The following is a 14,230-nucleotide window of genomic DNA, read 5'->3' on the forward strand; positions in this document are numbered from 1 at the left end:
CCATGATGAAGCGCATTGCCCTTTTGCTGATTCTTGTAATGGCCACCCTTAGCAGTGTACACGCCGCGGTAGAAACCCGCTCGGCCCGGCTGTTTGGTGACCAGATCATAAACAACGCCGTACTGAATGTGCAGGATGATAAGTACGTATGTACGAGTAATCCCAGCACCTGTACGCCGGATTTTGTGAACCTGAGCACAGAAAACTACATACAGATGCGCTGGACGGGCGGAGCGCGGAGTTATTTTGGCGCTGTGCAAACGCTTGATGTGACCGGTACCTTAGTGCGCTACACTGCCGCAGGTGCAGTAATTGGTACACCGGAGGCTGTAGCCCTTCAGCTTGTACTCGACCCACAGGGCGGGGCGGTACATACCGATCTGGCCACTTATCGTTCGCCGGCACCGGGTTACCGCACCATTTTTACCGTTACCTCGGTGCAGATAAATGGTGTGAATGCCACGCTTCCGCAAGACATTATTATCGAAAGTTCGATTAAGACCACACGCTATTACAATTTCGATCAGGGCACTGCGCCTGTGCTGGGTTATGTGTATTCCTCTACCAACCGCACCTTAGACGTACACTGGAACTATGTGCCGGGCGCTGTAGAATACGACCTGGAATGGTACTTTGTGAATTACGAAAACCCCACAGCCGCCGTTACGCCCGACATGGATCAGTCAACCCGTGTTACGGTAAGTGAGCAGCATTATGTAATCAACACCATTTACGACAAAGGCACCGTGTTTTTGCGTGTGCGTGCCGTATTCCGTGGGGGGACCAACAATGATGAGCGCCGCGAGAGTGTGTGGAGTAATCAGGATAGCCGCGATGTGGATAACCTTGATCCGTATCGCAACTGGACTTACAGTATCGCCTACGCCGAAGACGGCAAGCACAAAGAAGTGGTAAGCTATTTTGATGGAAGTGGCCGTAACCGGCAGAGCATTACCTTACTCAACTCGGAAAATGTGAGCCTTATCGGCGAGCAGTTTTACGACTACGAAGGCCGTGCGGCATTAAGCACACTTCCCGCGCCCTCGGTAAACTTCAGCAATAGTTTGAAGTTTTACGAGAGCTATACGCTCAATGCGGCCGGACAGCCGTTTACAAAGCAGGATTTTGACAAGGATGCGGCCTACAACAGCGCAGCCTGTTTGCCTTCGTCGGGGCCTCAGCTTTCGGCGCAGGCAGGTGCTTCGCGTTATTATTCGCCAAACAACAACCGCGCTGCGGCGGGCGATGCCTTTAACGTGGCGCTGCCTGATGCCAAAGAATATCCATACGTAATGATGGTATTCGACAAAGATGGCCGGGCTAAAATGCAGTCGGGCCCGGGTGTGGCGCACGCTATGGGAAGCGGACACGAAACACAACTCTATTACGCCCGCCCGATGCAAGACCGCATCGACCGCCTCTTTGGCACCGAAGCCGGTTATGCCGAGCATTACAGCGTAGAATACGTGCGCGATGCCAACGGACAACTCAGCGTAGTATATAAGGATCTAGCGGGCCGTGTAATTGCTACCGCCCTTACCGGCGAAAAGCCCGCCGCATTGGATGCCATTGCCAGTTACAACGGAGCCGGTACCCTGCTGCGCGAACACTTTGATGCCCTTAACAGCTACGATGTAAATACGGGCGGCATGGTGATGCAAAGTAACTACATGGTGGAACTGGCCAATGAAACACACAACTTCCATTATGAACTTACTCCTGCGCAATATGCCGCGCTTTGCGGGCTTGGTGAATTTGCGTGTAAATACAAACTACAGATCACCATTTTTGATGATTGTAATACGGCGATTCAGGACAACCAGAATCCGCATGTGGTGCATCAGACCTTTGCACACATTAACCCGAGCAATCTGGTGCATGATTTTACGGTTACTTTCCCGCACATCGGTATTTACCGGATTGAGAAAAAATTAGTGCTCGATGAAAGTGATTTGCAAACCTATCAGGCTGGTGTAATGCAGGCTTTGCCGGGCACCTGCGGGCATGATCTGGCGTGGTTTCAGGCGCAGTATGCGGCTACCATTGATCTAAGCGAGTGTCAGGGTATTGCAGCCTGCTCTACCTGGTGTGAAACGGAGGCCGACCGCCTGAACTTAACCGGCCAGCCGCGTATTGATTTTATTTACAACTGCCAGAGCGGTTGTGTGGAAACTTTGCCCAATACGTCGAACTGCGATGTATTGCTGAATCGGATGGCGGCCGATCTTTCGCCCGGCGGGCAGTATTTTGATAATATCAATGCCACCAATTCTACCATCAATAACAACTGGCTCATCAACAACCTCTGGGCCGATAACAACACAACAGCATGGACGGCTGCCAACTTCCGCGATGCCAATGGTAACCTGATTCAAAGCTGGGCCGCCTTGCGCAGCAGCGCACAGCCGGGCTTTGCCATGCAATCGTTCAGTTCGGGCATTACCACACTTACACAGGGAAGCGGCGGACATTTGTATGAGTTCCATCCCGAGTTCTGTCACTACGAATGGTGCATTAAAACCCAAACCAGCAAAGCGTATGATGCCCAACTGCTCATGGCTACCACGTTTGCACAGGCTACTGCGGCACCGCTCAACTTCAATACCGGAGGCAGTAACATTCTTGACGGCGATCCCTATTTTGCAGCCGGCGGCGAAGGTGCATCGCAATACAGCACCATGAACGGGCAACTGAGTACAATTTACAGCGCAGCCATTAACTACATTAACAGCACCGGTTGTACACTCACTTACACCACCGCCTGCAACGATTTGCTGTGGCAGACCTTCCGCCGCATGTACCTGCAGAAGAAATATGAGCTGATGGATCAGCGCAATGCAACCGCGTATGGCTGTACCCGCTATTGCGACAATACCACCCCGCCCGATGCAGTGGCCGACAACTGCAACAGCAATCCGGCTTACGTAATCGGCTTTGAGCTTCTGGCTCCCGACCTGATTACGCCTTTACAAAACATTGCCAACGATCCCGACCCCGTTACAGCCGCCACCAACTATGGTAACAGCCTGGTGGCCGCTCTTGATGTGTGCAAAACGGCTGCTTCTGCCTCGTTTGAAATTACCACCGTATCGGCTTCGGCCAATTACCAGCTGGGCATTACCATAAACAGCGTAAACATAACCGGCAGCATAAGCGGCAACTTTGCCACACCGGCCGATTTGAAAACCGCGTTGGTAGCCGCTATAAACAGCTACGTAAGCACACCCGACTATATTGCCGTGGACAATGGCGGGGGTAAGTTTTCGATTTTTGCCGGTGCTTCAGAAGGCACTGCGGCCAACGGACGTACCGTAGTATTTACTTCTTCTAACGGCACGGCTACCATTAACCACCTTATTACCGGCTGCGCTACTACCAGCAATTACCAGCTTTGCGGCGGCAGCAACGATGGACCCTGCCCCACCTACAACAACTGTTTCTGCGACAAGCTCACCGCGTTGGTGAGCCAGTGGAGCCTGCTCACACCCGCCGAACAGGCTAACTACGCCAGCCAGAACGCTTACATTGCAGCCGTACTTACGTCACAAACACTCGATCCGGTAACTAACCAAACCATTACGCCGGCCATTACGGCCGCACAGGTAGCCAACTGGCGCGCCAACTGCACCAACCTCGGTTACCCCGAAGGTGCAGCCGGACAAGCCGGCACCGTAGAACCCGTACCCGCACTTATTGACTGCAACCAGAACAGCCAGCCCTGCACCGACGATGCCAGCCTGATTGCCAACTGGAGCGCCCAGCAGGCCTACAACCAACAAAACCAGCAACTGCTGGCCGAGTTTACCGCCGGTTACCGCGCGGCCTGTTTTGAGGGCGTGTTTGCCGAAACCTTCTGGGTGGAACACCTCGACCGCGAACATCATTTTACACTCTACTACTACGACCAGTCGGGTGCACTTACCCGCACCGTGCCACCCAAAGGCGTGGATGTGCTTGATTTGAACGCCACCGTGGGTCCGCAAACCAAACGACAGCTTATAGCACAAGGTCGCCAAAACGGCACCAACAGTTTAGTGCCTGCGCACACCTTTGTGACCAAGTACAAATACGACAGCTACAACCAGCTTGTATGGCAAAGCACACCCGACGGCGGACAGAGTAATTTCTGGTACGACCAGTTGGGCCGCATCCGTGTATCGCAGAATGCCAAGCAGGCCGCTATGGGTATTACACAAGGCGGCAACTGGTACAGCTACACCACCTACGATGCGCTGGGCCGCATGGTGGAAGTAGGCCAGTTAAAGAGCAACACCGCTATTACACAGCCTGTATTAGACAATGAAGCCAGCTACCTTGCCTGGGTAGCCGCCGCGCCTGTGCGCGAGCAGGTAACCAAAACCTATTACGATGCAGCCATGGCCGGCAACCCCGTAGCGGGGCAGTTTGCGGGCGGACAGCAGTTTTTGCGCAAGCGCGTAGCTTCCGTAACCGTAGAACAGACTTACGACGGCAATGATCTTACCTACGATTATGCCACACACTACAGCTACGATGTACACGGCAATGTAAACGTACTCATACAGGAATACACCGATCTTGCCCGTTTGGACAACACAGCTACCAACCACTACCAACGCTACAAAAAAGTAGAATACAGTTACGATCTGGTGAGCGGCAATGTAAACGAAGTAGCCTACCAGAAAGGCCAGAACGATGAGTTCCGGCATAGATATTATTACGACGCAGACAACCGGGTAACCAACGTCTATACGAGCCGCAACGGCCACACCTGGGATCAGGATGCGAAGTATGATTTTTACCTGCACGGCCCCTTGGCGCGTACCGAAATTGGCGACCGCAAGGTGCAGGGCATGGATTACCTGTACACGATACAGGGCTGGGTGAAGGGCGTGAATGCCGCGCACCTGAACCGCACCAGCGATGTGGGTAATGATGCAAGCACGCTGGCCTGGAATGCCAACATGCCCAACCAGCACCAAATGACGGGTGCCGATGCGTACGGATTTATGCTGCACTACTTTAGCAGCTATACGGATGCGAACAGCGTGGTGCATAATGACTACGAGGCTGTACACAGCGACGGAGCGGCGGCATTGGCCGATTTTACGGCGAGTTTTGATGACCCTGCGCGCGACCTGTACAATGGTAACATTAAAGCAATGGGTGTGGCGTTGATGCAGCCCAATACCAATGCGTTACCCTCGGCCATGCCGCTGATGAAGAATGTTTACAAGTACGATCAGTTGAACCGTTTGCTGGAACATAAGGCATGGACGGAGACTACGGTTAGCCCCGGACCTACGGGTACTACGCAGTCTTATGCGGTGCTTACGCAGGATGCGAATGTGGGTAAGTCGGCGTATTACAACAAGTTTACGTACGATGCGGATGGGAATATTTTGACTCAGCAGCGTAATGGTACGGCCGCACTCTGGCAGATGGATAACCTGACGTATAACTACCAGAGCGGGACCAATAAGCTGACTTCGGTGAACGATGCGGTGGGTGGTGCGCAGTCGGCGAGTTATGAGGATGATTTGGAAAATCAGGCCGCGAATAACTATAGTTACGATCAAATTGGTAACTTAGTGAGCGATGCGAGCGAGGGAATTGCGAGCATTGAATGGAATGTGTATGGTAAAATTAAATCGATAACGCGCGTGAACGGTTTTAGCAAAACGGTGAACAGTGTGGTGACGTATCCTCCCGATCTGGAGTTTGGGTACGATGCCATGGGTCAGCGTGTGCTGAAGATTGTGAAGACGCGGGATGCGAATGGGTTGAAGCCACAGGCGGATTGGAAATACACGTATTATGTGCGTGATGCGGCGGGGAATGTGTTGACGACGTATAACCGCACGATAACGGTGGATCCGAACAATGCGGCGTACCGGATTGATAAGTACAAGGTGGAGGAGTGGACGATGTATGGTTCATCACGTATTGGCATTGTTGATCCTTCGGGTGAAGGGGTAACTGCGGCGGAGTTGAAGTTTGAGCCGGAGCAGAACAATACAATCAATGTAATATCGCGCACGGCTACGGCTATTGCTACTACCAGCTTGCTGCGCAAGGCTGGGGAGAAGGTGTATGAGTTGACGAACCATCTTAGTAATGTGCTGGTGACGGTGACTGATCGTTTGTTGCCTGTTCAAAATCCGAGTGCGATTGCACAAACGTTGTATTATAGTGCGGATGTGAAGTCGGCTACAGATTACTCAGCCTTTGGTGCGCCGTTGAGTGGGCGTGCTCATAATGCACCGGGGTATAAGTTTGGATTTAATGGTAAAGAAAGTGATGTGGAAATCAATGGATCTTTTGGTTCTACCTATGATTTGGGTGAACGAATCTTTAGTCCGTCATTAGGACGATTCTTTTCTACTGATCCATTGGAAAAAGTATATACCTCACAAAGCCCTTATGCGTATTGTACAAACTCTCCAATAGCAAGGGTGGATGTGAATGGAGCTGGCGATCCCTTGGGTTTTTCTAGTGATTTGAGACAGTCTGGTTCTGGAAATTCAATTCAGGCCAGAATGGAGTGGAAATTAGCAACTGAATCAGGTACACCAATGCCAGGAGAAACACCCGGTGATGGACAAGGCCCAGACCAAAGGGAGTTTATTATTTCTCATACTATTAGTGAAAAAGATTATTTCTTTACACAGCAATTATATTCAAGTACTGTATGGGGAAATAGCAACTATGAGAGACATACTCTCGCCTCTTGGAATGAAAGTCCAAGGTTGTCACGTGATGAAAAACTTATTTCTCAAACTATGACGCCATTGACATTTGATGTAGCTCGAATGGACTTAGGAGTGAGAATTACTAAAAATGCTGATGGAGCATGGGTTTTTGGTACCCGTTCTGATAAAAGTTGGATTTCAACCACATCATTTGTTGAATATCCATATCCTAGCCTTATGAATCATGTAGCAGCTATTTCAACTATTCACCTTCTGACAATTTCTCCAACTGATCCAACTGTTGCAAATTTAGTTGTAACAAGTTATTTTGCAGGTGATCCTGTACAACTTCAAATGGCTGTTTCTGCTGGTGGAATTTTTGGACTTGAATTTTCAACTTCTGGAGGTGTTGGACCAAAAGCAGGTTGGATAAGTCATACAGTTGAACTGCGAATAACTACAGATGCAAATAATGAACCACATTTAAAAATGACTTTGCTTTCAACTGTTACTAAGTCGTCTACTCTTAATGTTGAAGTAGAAGAAGCGACACCATTCAGTCGATCGGGACATGAAAAAGGTTTATTCGGTGATTTATTAGTTAAGCCCCAAGATTGGGTATTCGGAATTAAACTCCAAAATTCAACAGGAAAAAAAATTGAATAATATGAAGATTTTGTTCGCAGGTGTCTTTTGTGCAATTATATTTCTTAATTGCTCATCTATCGTAAGTGATAATGATGTCTTTATTAATGACTTGAAAGTTATTGAAAATTACATACAGTCTATTAAATCAGAAAAAGAAAGAGACCATTTACCTTGTCTTTTTCAAAATCGAGATGATATAGTCTCAGTTACATTATCATTTTATCCTAATGATACTACTCAGATTGAAAAATATTATATGTATTGTGAGAATAATAAGGAGGCTGAAATTTATTTTAGAGGTTGTTCTAAGTGTCTTAGTAATGAGATATATTTATCTGATTCAATCTCTTTATTAGGAAAAAAATTTCGATTAACTGAAATGGGCTTTTATTCTTCATGTGAAACTGATACTTCATGTCTAAGATTTAATGGGAGTTATTGTAACTCATTATTTGATGAATATACTTTGGAACGATTTGATTACAAGAATGAAATTTCATTAGTTTACTTAAGAATCCTTTATTTAAGAAATAATACAGTAAGAACACGAGCATCAAATTAGGGCGAGTCGAGTCGTGCGTCAAATTAGCGCACGGAACAATAATAAACTGAATTCCAGTTCATTGACATCTTAGAGGCGAGTAATAACACCCAATTTAAGGTGGCTCACAATATGGCACTTTTCTCAAACGCTTTTCTAAAGCGATTTTGAGAGGGTGCTTCTCAAAGCAGTGCATCAAATTAGCGCATGATGAAAATGAACTGTCTAAAATGCTCGCAATCCCTTATTCGTCGTGGCTTCCAAGCCAATGGTACTCAGCGGTATTTCTGTAAATCCTGCAAGCTATATTGTCAGGCCACATATAAATACAAAGCCTGCGAGCCAAATACAAACAGTCAGATCAGCAAATGGCTAAAAGTTGGTGGCACACTTCGTCAAACAGCAAAAGCTCTGGGAATTGCGTTCAACACATTTCAAAAACGAACATTGACTATTGCAAGGACATTGAAAAACCCAATCCCTGATAAAACAGGGGACACTTATGAAATAGACGAACTAAAAACTCATGCGGGAGTACCTAAAAAAGAGTGCTGGTTGCTTTCGGCGTTTAACCGAAGAACCAAACAAATTTCGGCAGTAAGTCTGGGAAGCAGGTGCAAAGAGGATTTTCGAGGGTTAATCAATTACATTTTAAAAGTGTCGCCAAAGAGAATTTACACCGACGGGTTACCTACTTATGAAAGTCTGATTCCGAAAACCATTCATAATATAGCAAAGAAATTGCTTTCTCGCATTGAACGGCATCATTTGAATTTACGCATACACATTGCCAGTTTGCGACGCGATGAAGTTTGTAGTGCGAAAAGCCTGAATCATTTGCTGGCGAGAGTGAAAATATATTGTTGGAGTTGAGTGTTTTTGTGTAGGTTATTCGGATAAAAGTATTATATTATACTGTATAATTATGCTCTTTAACATGCTGGATATTTATTGAGCCAAACGGTATGAATAACTAGCCCCGGCTGTAGTGGAAACCCCGCAGGGAGAAAAATGCTTTAGCGATGTACATCCTCCCGAGGAGTTGTAACGGAAGACGGGAGCGGACGGTATTTTAGTGTGACAATAAGATCGCTTCTATTGCTTTTTGAAAATACCAGTACTACCTGCACGGCCCGCTGGGCCGCACCGAGCTTGGTGAGAAGCAGGTGCAAGGCACCGATTATGTGTTTACGATCCAGGGCTGGATCAAGGGTGTGAACAGCAATGTGCTGGACAGAGACAAGGACATCGGCAAAGACGGCCATAACACCAATGCCACCAACTACATTGCCAGCCAGCAAGGTATCCACAGCAACACCGCAATTGATGCGTTCGGGTTTACGTTGGATTATTTCTGGAACAACAGCACGAACAAGAAGGATTACAAACCGATCAATACGAATGCACAGAGCCTTTATAACGATGCGCCGAACGCGACGCGCTCTCCACGAGACCTGCGGTAAAACCCTACGAATATTCGTAGTTGCTGATTTTCAGCACATTTAATAAAACTTCAAAGCCGATCAAAATAGATCGGCTTTACAATTCAAAAAGTTCTTTGACTTACTGGAAAATCTACTTTAAAAAAACGTCTCTCGGAAAAACTGGTTGTTCGCTCGTTGAACTTACATTTTCGCACATCCAATACCTTTGAGGCAACTTACTGAACGGTTTTCTTCCAGTCTGATTGCTCTGGCTTCAGCCATTTGCGTTGTAAATCGCTTACGATCAGGTTTAGCACCGTGCAATACTTCCCAACATGAGTAGCCGTAATGGTCAATCGGAAACTTCTCATGGTTCATATAATGCACAAAGTCCTGCAACCGCTTCACCAAATCGACCAAATCACGAGGAACACCAAATCGCAAACGATATTCATTCTTGAGCGTATGATGAATGCTTTCTGACATTGAGTTTGAACGTACATCAATTCCCGAAGTCAGTTTACGAACTTCGGGTACTACTTGCTGGGCAATCCACACCAATAGTTCGCCTTTGTTTTCAGAACCACCGTCGGAAACAATAGAAACGTGCTTCACGTAGTCGCCAATTTGATAAGCAGAAAACGTTTGTGCAAACAGATCTCTGATAAATACCGAGGCAGCAGACGGGAGAACAGCGAAGTTTAGAATAGCCCTCGAATAATTATCCTTGATAAAAGCGACTTTTTGTTTGCCTGTTTCGGTGATGATCTCGGTAATATCAACGTGCAGCATTTCAAACGGAAAAGCTGCTCTCAAAATCTGTCGAATATGTTTGGCCTTTTGTTCCCGGGTAATTTTCGGAATATACTTGTAAAACGTACTGAGCGAACAAAATAATTTCCCGGCACGAAGTAATTGGAAAAACACCGTAGAAAGTGGCAATCTGAAATTAGCCGGATCGTTTACGGCATTATCAATTACCTGCACTTCGCGCAACGAAAGCTGTTGTGGGTATTGCCAAAAACATCTTCGTGTACGTGAGCGCATACACACCAATTCATTTCGCAGCCGATAGTACGTATCGCTGCTGATATTCATAATACGTGCGGCGACTTCAACAGACACATAATTACAGATCGAATCAACTGATTGTACAAGTAGTTCTGCAATCTGTTTTTTGAATTGAGCCGGCCGTTCGCGGAATAATTTTTGAACTTGCGTAAACACAGAATGAATGCGGCACACAAAGCGGCATACTTTGAAAACTAATTTGCTTGTATAAACGGCTTTGATGTCGGCATTGCGCAAAAGATAATCCTCAACGACTTCAAAACCGAACTGTTTTTCTTGTTCGAGATGTTTCCAATAGGTGCGTGTGGAATATGGGATTTGTTTCAGTACGTGTGCGTCGATTAGCTGCAAGTGAAACAGCACAATGAGCATGGGGTGATAACTTCGCTTTTGCATTGGGGTTATGAGTTGTGACGAATAAAGGTATTTTGAAACACCAAACGGTTTGATAAATTAGCCCGGATTGCAGCGGAAACCCCGCAGGTGTAGTTTGTATTCGTTACTAACAAACTCCCGAGGAGTTGCAGCGGAAAGCCGGAGTGAATAGTAATTAATTGCACATTACTTCCGCTCCAATCAACAGAACCGAGCTTGGCGAGAAGCAGGTGCAGGGCACGGATTATGTGTTTACGATCCAGGGCTGGATCAAGGGTGTGAACAGCAATGTGCTGGACAGAGACAAGGACATCGGCAAAGACGGACACAACACGAATGCGACCAACTACATAGCCAGTCAGCAGGGCATCCACAGCAACTTTGGAACCGATGCGTTCGGATTTACGCTGGATTACTTCTGGAACAACGCCACCGGTAAGCGCGATTATAAACCGATCAACACGAATGTACAGAGTCTATACAACGATGCGCCGAACGCGACCAGCGGGGTGAACGACCTGTATAACGGCAACATCAAGGGCATGGCGGTGGCCTTGCAAAAGCCCAATGGTGCTGCCTTGCCGCAAAACCTGGGGCTGGTATATAATCAGTACAAGGAAGTTTATCCCGACGAATGGAGGGAATCAGCTCAACCGTATTACCCTGCATCAGGCCTACACGGGCACGAGCACAACCGCGTATGCTTCGTTGAGCAACACGAACGAGTACCGCAACGTGTTCAGTTACGATGCCAACGGAAATATCATTACCCAACTCAGAAACGGCACCAATGCCTCAGGCCTGAGCATGGATAACCTGCAGTACTGGTACTACACCAACACCGGCAGCACCTACAACCCGGCCACCGCTACACCGACCAATGCGACCAACAAATTAGCCTACGTGGACGACTCCGGCACCCCGGGCAACTACACGGATGATCTGGAAGACCACAGCGCCGGCAATTACACCTACGATGCCACCGGGCAGCTCACCAGCGATGCGGCGGAGCAGATCGCGAATATCTCGTGGACGGTGTACGGAAAGATTGCGAATATTACCAGAACTGCCGGCAGTACGAAAAAAGAACTTACCTTTAAGTATGATGCGCTCGGCCAGCGGGTAATGAAGCTGGCCAAAGACCGCGATGTACCCGGGGTGATGACACAGGAACACTGGACATACACGTATTATGTGCGCGATGCGCAGGGTAATGTGATGGCTACCTACAAGCGTAGCCTCACGGCGGATATCAATACCCAGCTGGCTACCGATAAGCTGGTGTTGGAAGAGTCGCATCTTTATGGCAGTTCGCGCCTCGGCATCGATGACCGGGAAACGGAAAACATTAACGCTACGAATACCTTTGCGTGGAGTGGGAACTACACGGCTGAAGGAGAATTAATCCCCAACACTGTGCCTACGCAAGCCAAGATGGCGGCGGTGAATACACAGACACCCAAACGCAAGCTGGGACTGAAAATGTATGAGTTATCCAACCATCTTGGTAATGTGTTGGTGACCGTGTCTGATAGGAAACTCACCAAGCAACTTGGTTCTACTGCTAATGTGGAATACTACATGGCGGATGTGCGGTCGACTTCTGATTATAGTGCCTTTGGCGCGCCGTTGGCGGGACGAACATTTACTTCTGCTTCCGGGAAGTATCGGTATGATTTTAATGGCAAAGAAACCGATACTGAAAGCGATCTGCAGGACTATGGAATGCGGATTTATAATGCGCGGTTAGGGAAGTTTTTGAGTGTTGATCCGTTGACTAAACAATATCCTATGTTGACTCCGTATCAATTTGCGAGTAATACCCCAATAAGAGCGATTGATCTTGATGGGTTAGAAAAGTTTACCGTAACCGGGAACACAATTATAATACACATGAAATATGCTGCTTTTTCAAACCGATCAGGAGGAGGGAATGTACCAACTAATTTAGATGTCAAAAAACTTTCACAAGAACATTGGGAACAATATAATCAGCTTCTTAATTCAGTTGACTGGAATTTACTTATTACTACAGATCCTGAAGGTAATGTTACTGCAGTATCAGGAGGAGCGGGAGCAGGAACTCCTTATAAAATACAGTTTGATGTTCAAGTTGAAGTATTTACAGATGAAAATAGTGAAGAATATAAAAAATATCAACAAGATGATGCATTTTCCGGCGTTTATTTATTTGGTGAAGCAACTTTTAATCAAGCCTCTCATGATTTTTCACAGTCAACAGAAGAGCAGGCCAACACTCAATCAATTGGGAATAATAAAGAAGCAGTTTTTTTCAAAAATGCAGGGGCTTTTACTGCTGAAAATGAAGTACATGAGTCTGGTCACGTGTTAGGGTTGGGGCATTTTGGCATTGAACCATCATTTCAACAGATATCAAATGGATTAGCCGGAGGATATTTGGATCCAATCTATGGAAAAACAATTACTACCCAAAACGGAGAAATATATGATTCTAAAGGAATGATGAAGTATTCAAATAATACGCTAGACCTACCAAAATACACACAAGTATATAATATATTGAATAGTAGTCCCGGTACAGTAGAAAAAAAATCTTCGAATAATGAAGCACAAAAACCAAAGACTACAACAAAACCTAAATAATATGCTATTTAACCGGTCAATATTTAGTGCGATTTTTATTATCATAATTTGTTGTGCCTTTAAATCAGATAGTCATGACAATAAACTAAAGTCAATTAAAACAACGGGTTATATTGTTGTATATGTTCAGTTAAATAACACTGAAAATCAAGTGGATTATAAATTGCCAAACTACACTACTAAAATTTATTTTCAAAAAAACTTAGAAAAATCTCTTTCTATTATGAATTATCTATCATTGATAAAAAATCAAATTTATGTTGAGCACGTAAGTGGTTATCCATCTCCTGATAGTGTTTTTTATAATGAAGTTTATTCTATGTATCATCTTCGAAGTAATTCTGATTATTCTAATCAGACTAAAGAATGGTTAAAGAAACGAGGATATCCTAATAATCAATATCTGGTTTCTTCAGAAGAGGATCTAACAACTCTTTTTTCTAATGAAATTGACACTACAGTAAAAAAAACAAATCAAACTAGTTTTTCAATTTTATATCGTGTAAGTATCGATGGGTTATTTCTTTCGGGAAAGGACTTTCTTAACCCTAAACGTTCTACAATTTATCCTAACTATTCGGGGTCTATTTTTTGTGTTAAAAAAAGCATAAAAATAAATTATTTATTTTCGGCGCCAAATTTCTGGAAATAAGGAATCGTGAGCGCGCTGGTCATGTTCAAAATGGGGTCATGTTCAATCTGTCACCTGCGCTTAAACAAAAGTCAAAAACAAGACTTAATCTCTTGAAAAACAGAATATAGTACGAATGTAATATTCACACGAAACGGGGCGCGCTCTCCACGAGACCTGGGGTAAAACCCTACGAATATTCGTAGTTGCTGATTTGCAGCGCATTCAATAAAAAAAACAAAGC

Annotated in this window: 7 protein-coding genes; 6 read left to right on the plus strand and 1 reads right to left on the minus strand. The window is 45.9% G+C overall.

The annotated features are described in order from the left end of the window. Positions 1-2: 2 nt before the first annotated feature. The 3 genes from IM638_11425 to IM638_11435 all read left to right on the plus strand — a co-directional run bounded on the left by IM638_11425 (position 3) and on the right by IM638_11435 (position 9,323). Positions 3-7,337 carry a hypothetical protein gene (locus IM638_11425; protein ID MCA6363638.1) on the plus strand — a complete coding sequence of 2,445 codons (7,335 nt, stop codon included), beginning with the start codon at positions 3-5 and terminating at the stop codon, positions 7,335-7,337. A 730-nt stretch (positions 7,338-8,067) separates the two neighbouring features. Further along, positions 8,068-8,733, plus strand: coding sequence for an IS1 family transposase (locus IM638_11430; GenBank protein ID MCA6363639.1), 666 nt, complete (start codon positions 8,068-8,070; stop codon positions 8,731-8,733). Between the two features lie 293 nt (positions 8,734-9,026). Further along, positions 9,027-9,323, plus strand: a complete 297-nt coding sequence (locus IM638_11435) for a hypothetical protein (GenBank protein ID MCA6363640.1) — start codon at positions 9,027-9,029, stop codon at positions 9,321-9,323. 162 nt (positions 9,324-9,485) lie between these two features. On the opposite strand, the gene IM638_11440 is transcribed toward IM638_11435, so the two are convergent. Next, positions 9,486-10,751, minus strand: a complete 1,266-nt coding sequence (locus tag IM638_11440; protein ID MCA6363641.1) for a hypothetical protein — start codon at positions 10,749-10,751, stop codon at positions 9,486-9,488. Between the two features lie 158 nt (positions 10,752-10,909). Here IM638_11440 and IM638_11445 point away from each other — a divergent pair, with 158 nt between their 5' ends. From IM638_11445 to IM638_11455, 3 genes are read left to right on the plus strand one after another with little or no spacing between them, the layout of a single operon-like run. Then, a complete protein-coding gene (locus IM638_11445; GenBank protein MCA6363642.1) occupies positions 10,910-11,545 on the plus strand; it encodes a hypothetical protein in 636 nt (211 codons plus the stop codon). Then, positions 11,538-13,355 (plus strand): hypothetical protein, encoded by a 1,818-nt coding sequence (locus IM638_11450; protein ID MCA6363643.1) that lies wholly within the window; start codon positions 11,538-11,540, stop codon positions 13,353-13,355. Before IM638_11445 ends, IM638_11450 begins: the two co-directional genes overlap by 8 nt. Beyond that, positions 13,315-14,007: a hypothetical protein gene (locus tag IM638_11455; protein MCA6363644.1), complete on the plus strand. Its 693-nt coding sequence runs from the start codon at positions 13,315-13,317 to the stop codon at positions 14,005-14,007. Before IM638_11450 ends, IM638_11455 begins: the two co-directional genes overlap by 41 nt. Positions 14,008-14,230 lie beyond the last annotated feature (223 nt).

It is taken from the genome of Bacteroidota bacterium (genome assembly GCA_020402865.1).
GTDB lineage: Bacteria > Bacteroidota > Bacteroidia > Palsa-965 > Palsa-965.